Raw genomic sequence first — 12,476 nt, 5'->3', positions numbered from 1 at the left:
TCGTCAGTACATCACCATGTCGGGCTCGAGTTGGCGTGCCCACGCCACGATTCCGCCCTGCAGATGTTTTGCGTCGGCGAAGCCGGCCTTCTTCACCGCGGCCAGTGCCTCCGCGGAACGCACGCCGGTCTTGCAGTACAACACCGGCATCCGGTCCTGCGGCAGCTTGGCCAGGCCTTCACCGGACTCGATCGTCGACTTGGGTACCAACTGTGCGCCGTCGATGTGGTTGATCTCCCACTCGACGGGCTCGCGCACGTCGATCAGCGCGACTTTTGTGCCGGAGTCAAGCAGCTCACGCAGTTCTCGAGGCGTCAGCGACGAGTCCGCAGTGGCCTGGGCGGCGTCTTCGGAGACCACACCGCAGAAGTCTTCGTAGTCGATCAGCTCGGTGATCTTGACCGTTTCGGGGTCTTTGCGGATCTTGATCGTGCGATAGCTCATCTCCAGAGCGTCGTAGACCATCAGCCGACCAAGCAGCGGCTCGCCGATTCCGGTGATCAGCTTGATGGCCTCAGTGCCCATCACGGACGCGATCGACGCACACAGAATCCCCAGTACGCCCCCTTCGGCGCAGGACGGCACCATGCCCGGCGGCGGAGGTTCGGGATACAGGTCGCGGTAGTTCAGGCCGAGGCCGTTGGGCGCGTCCTCCCAGAACACCGACACCTGGCCCTCGAAGCGGTAGATCGAACCCCAGACGTAGGGCTTGCCGGCCAGCACGGCGGCGTCGTTGACCAGATAGCGGGTGGCGAAGTTGTCGGTGCCGTCGAGGATCAGGTCGTACTGCTCGAACAGTTCCACCGCGTTGGACGGCTCGAGCCGGAACTCGTGGAGGCGGACGTCGACGAGCGGGTTGATCTCGTGGATCGAGTCGCGGGCGCTTTGGGCTTTGGACCGGCCGATGTCGGACTGGCCGTGGATGATCTGGCGCTGCAGGTTGGACTCGTCGACGACGTCGAACTCGACGATCCCCAAGGTGCCCACGCCTGCGGCTGCCAGATACAGCAGCGCAGGCGAGCCCAGGCCACCGGCTCCGATCACCAGCACGCGCGCGTTCTTCAGGCGTTTCTGACCCTCGACGCCGAGGTCGGGAATGATGAGATGACGGCTGTAGCGCGCGACCTCGTCACGGGTCAGCTCGGCCGCGGGCTCCACCAGCGGCGGCAGGGTTGTCGACACCCGAGTTCTCCTCAATCAGCGGTTCCACCCCAGAATAGGCACCCCGAGCAACGACGGATGCCGGTCAGAGCTTCCCGGCGACGAACCCGCCGCGCACGCTCGTCGGGCGCCGGCGTGCGTCGTCGTACGAAGATCCCGGCGTGTCGGCGGACAGACGCGCACGCTCGCGAAGACGAGGGGTCAGGCGATCGGGTAGGGCCACGGATTGAAGCGGCACACCTTGCCGTCGGGCTTGACGGTGTCGGGGTCGAACTTGGCGGCGTCGTTGTCGTCGGTGGAGAACGTCTGCTGCATCATCACCGGGGCCAGCCCGCCGTTGTCCACGCACGGCTCATGGTGCTGATAGCCGATCGCGTGGCCCACCTCATGGTTGATCAGGTACTGCCGGTACGAGCCGATGTCGCCCTGGAACGGCACCGCGCCACGCACCCAGCGCGCCTCGTTGATGAACACCCGATGCTGCGTGTCAGCGCCGTACGCCGGGTTGTAGCACGACGCCTCCAGCGGAATCTCGTACCCGCATCCCTCCCGGGTGGTCATCGGCGACGTCAGCGACACCCGGAAGTCGGGCTTGCCGGGCACCGAAGCGTCGACCCGGCGAAACCCGAACTGGGGATTGTGCGTCCAGCTCTTCGGGTTGGCCAGCGTCTGGCTGACCATCCGGGCGAAGCCTTCGTCACCGCCGTATGTGGCGGTGTCGAGGCCGTCCTCCACCTCGACGGTGTAGGTGAACACCTTGGTGGTGCCTTGACCGACCTGTTGCTCGACACCGGGTACGACGTGCCACGTCTTGGCCCCCGCCTCGGTGTAGGGGCCGCCGTCCGGCAGGACACCGGTGGGCAGGCTCGCGTCGAATTGGGTGAGCCCCTTCGGCGGCGCGCCGACGATCGCGGTGCCGACGGGGCTGATGGTCTGCGCCGGACCCTCACGCGGCGGCGCTGCCGACTTGCTGTCGCCGTCGAGCACCTGCACGATCGCCAGCACCGTCACCACCGCGAGCACCGGCAGCGCATACGCCCGCCAGCCGTACGTCGACACGAACCGGCCCAGCCACGTTCGCTTGCGCCAGCGTTGTCTGCCATCGCGATTCGACCGGACCCGCCCGTAGTCGGCGGCCACCGGGTCGCGCTGGGCCCGCAACGGCTCCCGCCACTCGTTGCGCAACACCGGCACGCGACCGCCACGGCGCCCCGGGTCGTAGGTCACGAAACACAGAATGTCACAGCCCAAGCGGGTGGCACTTCCGGCGCACCGCTGGGGGCGGTAGTAGTGTCAGACTCCTGAACCAGCGGTCGAATGAGGATGGGATGAGCGAACTCGCCAACACCGCCGAGAGGCGCGGTAACGCGTTCGCCACAGGCGACGACGTCACCGGAAGCGCCCAGAGCGGCAACCGGCGCGGCAACCGGCTCCCCCGTGACGAGCGCCGCGGTCAGTTACTTGCCGCTGCCAGTGAGGTTTTCGTCGACCGCGGCTTCCACGCCGCAGGCATGGACGAGATCGCCGACCGAGCCGGGGTCAGCAAACCTGTCCTGTACCAACACTTTTCGAGCAAACTCGAACTGTACCTGGCGGTGCTGGAGCGCCACGTCGACAAGCTCGTATCGGGCGTGCGGCAGGCCCTGCGCACCACCACCGACAACCGCCAGCGGTTGCGCGCAGCGGTGCAAGCGTTTTTCGACTTCATCGAGCACGACGGCCAGGGCTACCGGCTGATCTTCGAAAACGACTACGTCACCGAGCCGCAAGTGGCCGCACAGGTGCGAGTCGCCACCGAAAGCTGCACCGACGCAGTGGCCGACCTGATCAGCCGCGACTCCGGATTGGAAGCCCACCGAGCCCGGATGATCGCGGTGGGACTGGTGGGCATCAGCGTGGACTGCGCCCGGTATTGGGTGGGCGCCGACCGACCGATCTCCAAAGAGGACGCCGTCGAAGGGACCGTTCAGTTCGCCTGGGGCGGGCTGTCACACGTGCCGCTGACGCGCTCCTGATTAGCGGCTTTACCCGCGTTCTCGCAAAGGCTCAAGCGCCGCCAAAGCCCACCCGGCGCACGTCGGCGATCCCGATCTCCACATAAGACACCTTCGACGTCTGCACCAGCACTTTGCGGCCGCGCTCGTCGGTCAGCTCGAGCACCGGCGAACCGCTCTCCAGCGCGGCGCGGACTTGCTCCTCGACCTCCGCGGGCGTCTGCGAGCTGTTGAGCACCAGCTCGCGCGGGCTCTCCGCAATGCCGATCTTGACCTCCACGCTGCACCCTTTCGTCGCTTCCAGTTCCCGACAGCAGGCTAGTTGAACCCGTCGGCGGTATGCGAAGACGGCATCAACCTGTGACCGGACCTGTATCGCAAGCGGCGGCGAAGAGCCGGTGCCCGTCACTACCATCGGCCCGATCCAGCGAGAAGGCCGACGGGGAAGAACACGCACGCGATGACTTGGGACACGACGACGAAGCAGCTCGACGAGCGCGCCGGCGACGTCGACGACATCGTGTACTACGCGGATTCGTCGCGGTGGCGCTGGGCGGGCGTACTGGCCGGCGTGGTGGTGGTGCTGGCGGTGATCGGCGCGATCGGGATCGTGCGCGGCGGCGACACCGCGTCCACGTCGGCAACCATCCAGCCGTCGCGCACACCGGCGGCTCCGTCGGCAGCTGCACCGTCGCCAACGCCGGCCCCGATGACGACGACGCCACCGCGCGCGTCGGGGCCGCCCACCACCTCGCTACCCCGAGAGACTTTCACCACGCTGACGCCGACGGCCGCGTCCACTACCGCGACGCCGACCGCTGCCGTCCCGCAGACCGACCCACGCACCATCACCTACACCGTGTCGGGCACGCGTCAGCCCGGCGACATAGTCACCGTCACCTATCTCGACGAAACAGGCCTTCCCCGAACGGAATTCAACGTCACGCTGCCTTGGACGAAGACGGTCGTCTCGGGGGGCAACATGTTGCTGAACTCGGTGACCGCCGTGAGCGTCGCAAGCCACCTCAACTGTGCGATCACCGACGCCGACGGCCAGACCATCGCGGCGCAGGACTACAACACGATCGCGGCGACCTGCAACCGCTGAGCCGGCTAGGCCAGGCCCAGTTCGGCCATCCGTTCGGCGTGCGTGCGTTGCAAGCGCTCGAAGAACGTGGTGATCTCGCCCAATCCGCCGGTACCCGACACCACCAGGTCGGCCAGGTCGTCGTGCTCGGCCAACACGTACTGCGCCTGCGTGATCGCCTCGCCGAGCAGCCGGCGCGCCCACAGCGTGAGCCGGTTGCGCTGCTTGCCGCTGGCCGCCACTGCGGCGCGCACCTCGGCCACCACGAACTGTGAATGCTCGGTCTCGGCGAGCACGCCGCGTACCACGTCCGCGACCTCGTCGGGCAGCACGTCGGCGATCTCGCGGTAGAAGTCGGCGGCCAGGGCGTCGCCGATGTAGGTCTTGACCAACGCCTCCAGCCACGTGCTGGGCGTGGTCAGCCGGTGATAGTTCTCCAATGCGGACACGTAGCGCGTCATCGCCTGCTCGACGTCGATTCCACGGGCCGCCAACGCGTCGCGAAGCAACTCGTAGTGCCGCATCTCGGCGGCCGCCATGCTGGCCATCGCGATCCGGCCACGCAGGCTCGGCGACATCCGGGCTTCGTCGGTGAGCCGGTAGAACGCGGCGACCTCGCCGTAGGCCAACAGCGCAAACAGCTTGTCGACGCCCGGATGGTCGGCGGGAATTCGCGACGCGGGCCGGTCGGCGAGCTGTTCGGCGGCAGCGGCGGGCTGCGTGAAACTCATGGCCGACAGCCTAGCCCGGTATGATGGCACCAGGCGGCCGCGTAAGCCGCCGCTCCGATATGTGCGTGCACGCAGTTGGCCCGCCTTCAGATAAGCGCAGGGCCATCGGAGTCGGCACCGATTTGGTGCCGGCCAGACGTGAACATTCGAACTCGTGCGCGCGTGGCGACAACGATTGCCAGCCCCGCTGGCGCGGAGAACGAATGACACGAAAGGCCACATGACCGCCCTCAACCCCACATTTGCCAAGCTCGGCGTCCGCGACGAAATCGTGCGCGCGCTGGCCGAGAACGGAATCGAACACCCTTTTGCCATCCAGGAACTGACGCTGCCGCTGGCGCTGGCCGGCGAGGATCTGATCGGCCAGGCTCGCACCGGCATGGGCAAGACGTTCGCCTTCGGTGTACCGCTGTTGCACCGGATCACCACCGACGACGAACGCCCGCTTGCCGGAGCGCCCCGCGCGCTGGTCGTGGTGCCCACTCGCGAGTTGTGCCTGCAAGTTTTCGGCGACTTGTCCAGCGCCGCGAAGTACCTGACGGCCGAGAACGGTAGACCACTGTCGGTGGTGCCCATCTACGGCGGCCGCCCGTACGAACCGCAGATCGAGGCGCTGCAGAAGGGTGCCGACGTCGTCGTGGGTACGCCGGGCCGGCTCCTGGACCTGGCACAGCAGGGCCACCTGCAGCTGGGCGGGCTGTCGGTGCTGGTGCTCGACGAGGCCGACGAGATGCTGGACCTGGGCTTCTTGCCCGACATCGAGCGCATTCTGCGGCAGATTCCCGACAACCGGCAGGCGATGCTCTTCTCGGCGACCATGCCGGACCCGATCATCACGCTGGCCCGTACGTTCATGAACCGGCCCACCCACATCCGCGCCGAGGCGCCGCACTCCTCCGCCGTGCACGCCACCACCGAGCAGTTCGTCTACCGGGCGCACGCGCTTGACAAGGTCGAGCTGGTCAGCCGCATCCTGCAGGCCCGCGGTCGCGGCGCGACGATGGTCTTCACCCGCACCAAGCGCACCGCGCAGAAAGTGGCCGACGAGCTCGCCGAGCGCGGCTTCAAGGTGGGCGCGGTGCACGGCGACCTCGGCCAGATCGCCCGCGAGAAGGCTTTGAAGGCGTTCCGCGGCGGCGACATCGACGTGCTGGTGGCCACCGACGTGGCCGCGCGCGGCATCGACATCGACGACGTCACCCACGTCATCAACTACCAGTGCCCTGAAGACGAGCAGGCCTACGTGCACCGCATCGGCCGCACCGGCCGCGCCGGTAAAGCCGGCGTCGCGGTCACGCTGGTGGACTGGGACGAGCTGGCCCGCTGGTCGCTGATCGATAAGGCCCTCGACCTGGGCTGTCCCGATCCGCCGGAGACGTACTCCAACTCGCCGCACCTGTACACCGAACTGGACATCCCCACCGACGCCGGTGGCCGAGTCGGTCCCGCGAAGAAATCCGCAGCTTCGGGCGGACGTTCGAATGGCTCATCGCCGCGGCGCAACGGCGACGAGCAGCCGGCCCGCCGGAGCCGCCCCCGGCGACGCACCCGCGCCGGTGAACCGGTCACTGGCCACGTCGAAGCCCAAGCCGACACGGCAGAGGACGACCAGCAGACCGCTGAGCCGGGTTCCGCCGGCCGGCGGCGTCGGCGGCGGCGTCGTCCGCGGCAAGCTGTGTCCTCAGGTGCAACCGCAAGCGGCTCGCCATCTGCCGGCTGATCTACCCCGTTGGTCAAGCCCGAGCGCCGGACTAAAGGCGACATCCTGGCGGCCGCAGCCATCGTGATGGTCATCGCGGTGGCGGGGGCGCTGATCTGGTGGCACAGCGACGCCCGCGCGACGATCAGCCGACCGGCCGCCGCACCGGCGCCGCCGATCAACCAGGCCCGTGCGGTTCCGGCGAATCTGCGTCAGCTATGGAGCGCGTCGAGTCCGGTGACCACCGAGCCGGTGATCGTGACCAGCACTGTGGTGACTGGGGAAGGTCACGAGCTGGTGGGTCGGGACCCGAAGACCGGTTCGCAGCGGTGGAGCTTCGCCCGTGACCGCGACATCTGCGCGGCGACATGGGTCTACGACCTGGCGGTTGCCGCATATCCCGACAGCCGCGGCTGCGGTCAGATCAGCACTGTCCAGGCGCGCACAGGCGAGCGCGGACCGACCCGGACGTCGTACGCCGACAAGCAGATCAGGCTGTCCACCGACGGCACCACCGTGCTGTCCGCCGGACGCACCCGCTTGGAGATGTGGCGCTCGGACATGGTTCGCACGCTCGCCTACGGCGACATCGACGCACCGGTCAACCCACCTGTGCCGCCGAAGCCGCCGTGCCAGTTCTTGTCGACGGCGGCGAGCACGTCGGCCGCGGCAGTTCTGGAGACCTGCAGCAGTTTTCCGGATGTGCGGCTGACGCTGCTCAAGGTTTCCAAGGAAGACGTCGAGCCGGAAGAGAAGTACGTGCAGCAGCCCGGGCTCAAACCTGATGCCGGCGCGAAGGTCCTGGCGGTGTCGGATCTGCGGACGGCGGTGTACCTGCCGACGCCGCAGCCCCGCGTCGTGGTGTACGACGAGACCGGTCAGGAGACCGGAAACACGCTGCTGCCCCGCCGGCCCGGGCCGCAGATCGCCGTGTCACATGCCGGTGATCTGGTCACGGTGTGGCTTGGCGACAGCGTCGCAGTGCTCGACGGCTCGAGTCTGGCCCTTCGCTACACCATCGCCTCAGGCAGCGCGGCGCCGTTGGGTCCGGGCAAGATGATGGCCGACCGGCTGCTGATCCCGGTGACCGGCGGCATCGGGGTGTACGACCCGAAAACCGGAGCATTCGAGCGGCTGATTCCCGTCGACCGCGGCAACGTCGCGGGTCCGATCATGCTCGGTGTCGTCGGCACCACCGTGGTCGAACAGCGTGGCGCCACGGTGGTCGCGCTCGGCGAGGCCTAGTTGACCTCCGGCGTGAAGCTCGCCAGAGGCTTGCCCGACTTCCAATGCTTGAGCAAAGAGTCCGCCAGATCTCGGTAGGCCGCCGAGCCCTTGTTCTTACGCCCGGCCAGCACCGAGCAGCCCGAAGCGCTGGCCTCGGCGAATCGCACAGTACGCGGGATCGGCGGGGCCAGCACGGGCAAGTCGTAGCGGTCGGCGACATCGAGGAGCACGTCGCGGCTGTGGGTGGTGCGCGAGTCGTACAGCGTCGGCAGCGCGCCCAGCAGCTTGAGGTCCGCATTGGTGATCTGCTGCACGTCGGCGACCGTGCGCAAGAACTGGCCGACGCCGCGGTGCGCCAAGGTTTCGCATTGCAGCGGCACGATCACCTCGTCGGCGGCGGTCAGCCCGTTCAGCGTCAGCACCCCCAGCGACGGCGGGCAGTCGACGATGACCACGTCGAACTCGTCTTTGACCTTGGCCAGCGCGCGTTTGAGCGCGTACTCGCGGCCGGCACGCATCAGCAGCATCGCCTCGGCCCCGGCAAGGTCGATGTTGGCAGGCAGCAGTGTCATGCCCTCCTCGGTGTCCACCAGCGCCGCTGACGGCTCGACCTCACCGAGCAGCACTTCATGCACCGAGACCGGCAGCTTGTCCGGGTCATGGCCGAGAGAGAAGGTCAGACATCCCTGCGGGTCCAGGTCGACCAGCAGCACCCGCCGGCCCTGCTCCACCATCGCCGCCCCCAACGACGCGACCGTCGTGGTCTTGGCGACCCCGCCTTTCTGGTTGGCCACTGCCAGTACTCGCGTCACGCTGCCATCCAAGCACGCACCCGGGTCGGTGTGGGTTAGTGCGGCAGAATCGGTGGGATGGGTCTGCACCAGCACCGGCTGCTGCTGCTTCGGCACGGTGAAACCGAGTGGTCGCGGAGCGGAAAACACACCAGCCGCACCGAATTGGACCTCACCGAGACGGGCCGCACGCAGGCGAAATCCGCCGGCGAGACGCTGGCCCAGCTGGGTCTGGACAACCCGTTCGTGGTGTGCAGCCCGCGCAAGCGCGCGATCGTCACCGCCGAGCTCGCCGGGCTGCGGGTCGACGAGGTGACACCGCTGATCAGCGAATGGGACTACGGCGACTACGAAGGCACCACCACCGAGGAGATCCGCAAAGCCGTGCCGGACTGGTTGGTGTGGACGCATGGCTGCCCCGGCGGCGAAACCGTCGCCCAGGTTCGCGACCGTGCCGACCAGGCGATCGCGCTGGCGCTGCAGCACATGGAATCGCGTGACGTGCTGTTCGTCGGGCACGGCCACTTCTCGCGTGCCGTTCTGACCCGCTGGATCGAACAGCCACTCTACGAAGGTATCCGGTTCTCCATGGTTGCGGCGACGATCGCGGTGTGCGGGTTCGAACACAACGTCCGCCAAATCAGCCGACTCGGCGTCACCGGTTATCCGCGGCCGCTGTACCGATGACTCCGTCGTTCGTGCTGAGTGGCCCCGGCGGCACCCTGGTGGGCCACGGCGCCGCCGCCGCATACCCTGACATCTCCGCCGCGCAGGCTGACTTGCATTCTGGGCAGGCGCCAATTGTGTTAGGCGCGTTGCCGTTTGATGTCCGCAGGCCCGCGGCGTTGATGGCTCCGCGAGCCTACGCATTCAGCGACCGGCTGCCGTTCGGGCCGCCGCACGAGGCGCCGGCGCCCCGGATCGTGGCCAGTGTCCCTTCGGCCGACGAGCACGGCGAGCGGATCCGGCGCGCGCTCGCGCTATTGCGTGACCCCAGCGGCGGGCTGCGCAAGGTGGTGCTGGCGCGGGCGCTGGAGCTGGTGTCCGACACGTCGTTGGAGGTCCCGGGCATTCTTCACCGGCTGGCCCAGGCCGATCCGCACGCCTACACCTACTTCGTCGACCTGTCGGCGGCCGGCGCCGACTACGGCGGACGCGCACTGGTGGGCGCGAGCCCCGAGCTTCTGGTGGACCGCCGCGGGGACCTTGTGACCTGTCAGCCGTTCGCGGGCTCCGCGCCACGCTCCCCCGACCCGGAGATCGACCGCGCGAACGGCGCCGCGCTCGCCGCATCGGCCAAGAACCGCGTGGAGCATGCGCTGGTGGTCGACGCGATGCGCAAAGCGCTGGACCCGTTGTGCGTCGACTTACAGGTCGCCCCCACACCTCAGCTCAGCCGCACCGCGGCGCTGTGGCACCTGAGCACAACCATCACCGCGCAGCTGCGCGAATCATCCACCACTGCACTGGATCTGGCGCTGGCCCTGCACCCCACACCGGCAGTCGGCGGAGTACCCGCCGACGCCGCCGCGAACATGATCGCCGAACTGGAAGGCGACCGCGGCTTCTACGCCGGCGCAACCGGTTGGTGCGACAGTCGTGGCGACGGTCGCTGGGTGGTGTCGATCCGCTGCGCGGTGCTGTCGGCGGACCGGCGCAGCGCCCGCGCATACTCGGGCGGCGGGATCGTCGCCGACTCCCAGGTGGACGACGAAATCGAGGAAACCACAACGAAATTCAGAACGATCCTCTCGGCGCTGGGGGTGACGGCGTGACGGCTGTGATCCGCCGTGCCCGACCCGGCGACGAGGCGGAGCTGACCGCGATGATCCACGAGCTGGCGGGTTTCGAGCGCGCCGCCGATCAGTGCTCGGTGACCGAAACACAATTGCGCACAGCGCTTTTCGGGGCTGAGCCGACGGTGCGCGGACATGTGGCCGAAGTGGACGGCGAGATCGCGGCCGGGGCGCTGTGGTTCCTCAACTTCTCCACCTGGGACGGCACCGCAGGAATCTATTTGGAGGATCTCTACGTACGGCCCGTATTTCGTCGCCGCGGGCTCGCCCGCGCACTGCTTCGCGAGTTGGCACGTGAATGCGTCGCCGCCGGCTACACCAGGCTGACGTGGGCAGTGCTGGACTGGAACGTCGATGCGATCGGGCTATACGAGGCCGTCGGCGCACGACCGCTGACCGAGTGGATCACCTACCGGCTGTCCGGCCCCGAATTGTCTGAGCTAGCCGAATCTGACTGAGCTGCCGCCCATTTCAGCGCCGGCGGGCTGAACAGCAACGCCAGCGTCATCAGCGCCACCAGGCCCAGAGGCGCACCGAGCTCGGGCCGGTGCGAACCGGCCAGCATGTAATACGCCACCGGCAGCAACAACAGCTGGGTGAACACCGCCAGGCCGCGGCCCCAGCGTCGTCCCCGCCACAGCGCCCACCCCGCCGCCGACACCGCGGCGGCGACGATCAGCAGCAGCCCGGCGGTGCCGTACGCCACCCGCGCGTCGGCGCCCCGAAGTCCGGCGATCGCGATCGCAAGCGCATAAAGCAAGCCGGTGAATCCTTCGAGCAGCACGAGCACGCCGGTCCCGCGAACGACAGGAGGAACAGCACCGGCCACGGACCTCAGCGTAAACACCCTTAGGCTCATGGCTCGTGCGCGCGGTGCTGATCGTCAACCCGAACGCGACGTCGACCACGCCGGCGGCGCGCGACCTGCTGGCCCACGCGCTGGAAAGCCGCACGCAGCTGACCGTCGAGCACACCGATCACCGCGGACACGCGATCGAGATCGCCCGCGCCGCCGCCGACGACGGGGTGGACGTGGTGATCGTCCACGGTGGCGACGGAACGGTCAACGAGGTGGTCAACGGCATCCTCGGGCCGCCGGCCGACCGGCGGATCGCCCATGCGCCGGCGGTCGGGGTGGTGCCGGGTGGTTCGGCCAACGTGTTCGCCCGCTCGCTTGGCATCAGCCCGGACCCGGTGGAGGCCACGAACCAGCTCGTCGACCTGCTCGGCATGCACCGCGACGACCGCAGCTGGCGGCGGATCGGGCTGATGGACTGCGGGGAACGCTGGGGCGTCTTCACCGCGGGCATGGGCCTCGACGGCGAGGTGGTGGCGGCGGTCGAGGCCCAACGGGACAAGGGCCGCAAGGTGACGGCGTGGCGCTACATCCGCACGACTGTGCCGCTGGCCTTACGCAGCGCCCGCCGAGAACCGGTGCTGAGATTGCAGCTGCCTGACCGGGAGCCGATCGACGGTGTGCACTTCGTGTTCGTCTCCAACGCCAGCCCGTGGACCTACGCCAACAACCGGCCCGTGTGGACCAACACGAACACCACCTACGAGACCGGCATCGGCGTGTTCGCCACCACAGGCATGAACGTGTTCTCGAACTTGCGGCTCGTGCGCCAGATGCTGTCCAAACGCCCCCGGATTCGCGCGAAGCACCTGGTCCGCGACGACGACGTTGCCTGGGTGCGCGTGACCTCGGCCACACCAGTGGCGACCCAGATCGACGGCGATTACGTGGGGCCCCGCGACGCGATGACATTCACCGCCGTTCCCAACGCCCTGGCGGTGGTCGCGCCGCCCCAGAAATCCGGTTGACCAGCGCCGACCCGATTACGCACTCGAAGTAGGGCCGAAAGTGTAGTACAAACGGATAGGGAATCCGAGAACGGATTCTGATAGTGAGATTGCCCACGAGTTACCGCAGAGTGTTGACATCTGTTGAGCCTGTGAAACGATCGGTTGCAACAGTGCGGAAACAATT

The 12,476-nt window shown here is 68.0% G+C and carries 14 protein-coding genes; 8 read left to right on the top strand and 6 right to left on the bottom strand.

Annotated features, from left to right (window positions below):
* Positions 1-3: 3 nt before the first annotated feature.
* Together moeZ and AC5Y39_RS09500 are read right to left on the bottom strand one after the other, a co-directional pair.
* Positions 4-1,182 (bottom strand): adenylyltransferase/sulfurtransferase MoeZ, encoded by a 1,179-nt coding sequence (moeZ, locus tag AC5Y39_RS09505; protein WP_500018249.1) that lies wholly within the window; start codon positions 1,180-1,182, stop codon positions 4-6.
* Between the two features lie 180 nt (positions 1,183-1,362).
* A complete protein-coding gene (locus tag AC5Y39_RS09500; RefSeq protein ID WP_500018247.1) occupies positions 1,363-2,388 on the bottom strand; it encodes a DUF3152 domain-containing protein in 1,026 nt (341 codons plus the stop codon).
* A 101-nt stretch (positions 2,389-2,489) separates the two neighbouring features.
* Here AC5Y39_RS09500 and fasR point away from each other — a divergent pair, with 101 nt between their 5' ends.
* Positions 2,490-3,176, top strand: coding sequence for an HTH-type transcriptional activator FasR (gene fasR, locus AC5Y39_RS09495; protein ID WP_500018245.1), 687 nt, complete (start codon positions 2,490-2,492; stop codon positions 3,174-3,176).
* 31 nt (positions 3,177-3,207) lie between these two features.
* Here the strand turns inward: fasR and AC5Y39_RS09490 are convergent, their stop codons facing one another.
* On the bottom strand, positions 3,208-3,435 hold the full coding sequence (locus tag AC5Y39_RS09490) for a DUF3107 domain-containing protein (protein WP_499907783.1): 228 nt from the start codon (positions 3,433-3,435) through the stop codon (positions 3,208-3,210).
* Between the two features lie 180 nt (positions 3,436-3,615).
* Here AC5Y39_RS09490 and AC5Y39_RS09485 point away from each other — a divergent pair, with 180 nt between their 5' ends.
* Positions 3,616-4,263, top strand: a complete 648-nt coding sequence (locus AC5Y39_RS09485; RefSeq protein ID WP_500018243.1) for an MmpS family transport accessory protein — start codon at positions 3,616-3,618, stop codon at positions 4,261-4,263.
* 5 nt (positions 4,264-4,268) lie between these two features.
* Here the strand turns inward: AC5Y39_RS09485 and AC5Y39_RS09480 are convergent, their stop codons facing one another.
* On the bottom strand, positions 4,269-4,973 hold the full coding sequence (locus tag AC5Y39_RS09480) for a ferritin-like fold-containing protein (RefSeq protein ID WP_499907781.1): 705 nt from the start codon (positions 4,971-4,973) through the stop codon (positions 4,269-4,271).
* Positions 4,974-5,193: 220 nt separating this feature from the next.
* On the opposite strand from AC5Y39_RS09480, the gene AC5Y39_RS09475 reads away from it, so the two are divergent.
* A complete protein-coding gene (locus tag AC5Y39_RS09475) occupies positions 5,194-6,693 on the top strand; it encodes a DEAD/DEAH box helicase (RefSeq protein ID WP_500018242.1) in 1,500 nt (499 codons plus the stop codon).
* A gap of 9 nt (positions 6,694-6,702) precedes the next feature.
* Positions 6,703-7,917 (top strand): Rv3212 family protein, encoded by a 1,215-nt coding sequence (locus AC5Y39_RS09470; RefSeq protein ID WP_500018240.1) that lies wholly within the window; start codon positions 6,703-6,705, stop codon positions 7,915-7,917.
* Here the strand turns inward: AC5Y39_RS09470 and AC5Y39_RS09465 are convergent.
* Positions 7,914-8,711 carry a ParA family protein gene (locus AC5Y39_RS09465; protein WP_500018398.1) on the bottom strand — a complete coding sequence of 266 codons (798 nt, stop codon included), beginning with the start codon at positions 8,709-8,711 and terminating at the stop codon, positions 7,914-7,916. The genes AC5Y39_RS09470 and AC5Y39_RS09465 overlap by 4 nt on opposite strands.
* Before the next feature lie 57 nt (positions 8,712-8,768).
* On the opposite strand from AC5Y39_RS09465, the gene AC5Y39_RS09460 reads away from it, so the two are divergent.
* From AC5Y39_RS09460 to AC5Y39_RS09450, 3 genes are read left to right on the top strand one after another with little or no spacing between them, the layout of a single operon-like run.
* Positions 8,769-9,377 (top strand): acid phosphatase, encoded by a 609-nt coding sequence (locus tag AC5Y39_RS09460; RefSeq protein ID WP_500018238.1) that lies wholly within the window; start codon positions 8,769-8,771, stop codon positions 9,375-9,377.
* Entirely contained in the window at positions 9,374-10,465 is a 1,092-nt protein-coding gene (locus AC5Y39_RS09455) for an isochorismate synthase (RefSeq protein ID WP_500018236.1), read from the top strand. Before AC5Y39_RS09460 ends, AC5Y39_RS09455 begins: the two co-directional genes overlap by 4 nt.
* Entirely contained in the window at positions 10,462-10,944 is a 483-nt protein-coding gene (locus tag AC5Y39_RS09450) for a GNAT family N-acetyltransferase (RefSeq protein ID WP_500018234.1), read from the top strand. Before AC5Y39_RS09455 ends, AC5Y39_RS09450 begins: the two co-directional genes overlap by 4 nt.
* Here AC5Y39_RS09450 and AC5Y39_RS09445 read toward each other — a convergent pair.
* Complete coding sequence (locus AC5Y39_RS09445) at positions 10,896-11,345, bottom strand: hypothetical protein (RefSeq protein ID WP_500018232.1); 450 nt, start codon at positions 11,343-11,345, stop codon at positions 10,896-10,898. The genes AC5Y39_RS09450 and AC5Y39_RS09445 overlap by 49 nt on opposite strands.
* 5 nt (positions 11,346-11,350) lie before the next feature.
* Between AC5Y39_RS09445 and AC5Y39_RS09440 the strand changes: the two genes are divergently transcribed.
* Positions 11,351-12,310 (top strand): diacylglycerol/lipid kinase family protein, encoded by a 960-nt coding sequence (locus AC5Y39_RS09440; RefSeq protein WP_500018230.1) that lies wholly within the window; start codon positions 11,351-11,353, stop codon positions 12,308-12,310.
* The last annotated feature ends 166 nt before the right edge of the window (positions 12,311-12,476 follow it).

The organism is Mycobacterium sp. NGS39 (assembly GCF_059812765.1).
Note: the sequence above shows the minus strand (reverse complement) of the source record. Positions and strands in the feature narration are given on the sequence as shown.

Bases quoted from the DNA above. Each gene is read 5' to 3' on its own strand.
- fasR (WP_500018245.1), top strand. From the start codon at position 2,490: ATGAGCGAACTCGCCAACACCGCCGAGAGGCGCGGTAACGCGTTCGCC.
- AC5Y39_RS09485 (WP_500018243.1), top strand. From the start codon at position 3,616: ATGACTTGGGACACGACGACGAAGCAGCTCGACGAGCGCGCCGGCGAC.
- AC5Y39_RS09480 (WP_499907781.1), bottom strand. From the start codon at position 4,973: ATGAGTTTCACGCAGCCCGCCGCTGCCGCCGAACAGCTCGCCGACCGG.
- AC5Y39_RS09475 (WP_500018242.1), top strand. From the start codon at position 5,194: ATGACCGCCCTCAACCCCACATTTGCCAAGCTCGGCGTCCGCGACGAA.
- AC5Y39_RS09460 (WP_500018238.1), top strand. From the start codon at position 8,769: ATGGGTCTGCACCAGCACCGGCTGCTGCTGCTTCGGCACGGTGAAACC.
- AC5Y39_RS09455 (WP_500018236.1), top strand. From the start codon at position 9,374: ATGACTCCGTCGTTCGTGCTGAGTGGCCCCGGCGGCACCCTGGTGGGC.
- AC5Y39_RS09445 (WP_500018232.1), bottom strand. From the start codon at position 11,345: ATGAGCCTAAGGGTGTTTACGCTGAGGTCCGTGGCCGGTGCTGTTCCT.